1 protein-coding gene is annotated in these 908 nt (G+C 45.0%); it reads left to right on the top strand.

The genetic code is table 11. The annotated features are described in order from the left end of the window. A partial coding sequence (locus ACTXGO_RS14820; RefSeq protein ID WP_443575060.1) for a YhjD/YihY/BrkB family envelope integrity protein occupies window positions 1-908 on the top strand: 908 nt, incomplete at both ends.

Below are 908 nucleotides of genomic sequence, written 5' to 3'. Positions count from 1 at the left end.
AACCTTTTGCCGCAATCAAGCTTGCAGGTGAGTGAATATATCAATGACTTCGCTGAAAAATCGACCAATTTGACTGCTATTGGTATCGTCATCTTATTTTTGACGACTATCATGACTCTAACCACTATCGAGCGCGCTTTTAATCAGATATGGCGCGTGACTGATCGCGCAGGCGGCATCAAAAGTATGCTGCGCTACTGGACAATCGTAACCATGGGCCCTATCGTATTGGGCACCGCTTTTATTGCTTCGAGCACCGTACAGAGCCTGAGCTTTTTGAATCGTCAAATTGCAGGTTACGGTATCGATTGGTCATTTTGGGTACAGATGGTATCGATTGGTATCACTGTCGCAGGCTTTGTGGGTATGTACTGGTTTATTCCAAAGGCACGCGTCCCGTTCAAAAACGCTGCTATCGCTGGTATTATCGTGGCTATCGTTTTTGAGCTCCTCAAGCACATCTTTGGCACGGTGATGACCAACTTTACCAGTTATGAGGCCATTTATGGCGCTTTTGCTGCCCTGCCGATATTTTTGTTATGGATTTATCTGTCTTGGAACCTGATTTTGTTAGGAGTTGAGATTAGCTATACCTTGACGATTTTTGAGACCAAAGAGGTCTATCCTCGCCACCCACTGCTGAGTCTATTGGACATGCTCAATGTGGTATATAGCCATTATCTAAAAGGCGAGGCGGTCAGTGAGCAAGAGCTGCGCGATGTCCTAGGCCGCAAAGAGCTGCCTAAATGGTATACCTATATTAACTATCTTAAAGACAGCAATCTGATTACTACAACTGAGCACGATGAATACGTCCTCAAAAGGGATTTGAGCAAAATGAGCCTCTGGGACTTTTATCGTACCCTACCTTACCCGCTGCCGATCAAAGATGAGTTAGATGAGATGAA

Source organism: Psychrobacter sp. T6-1 (genome assembly GCF_052258445.1).
This window is presented reverse-complemented; position numbering and strand designations above follow the sequence as displayed.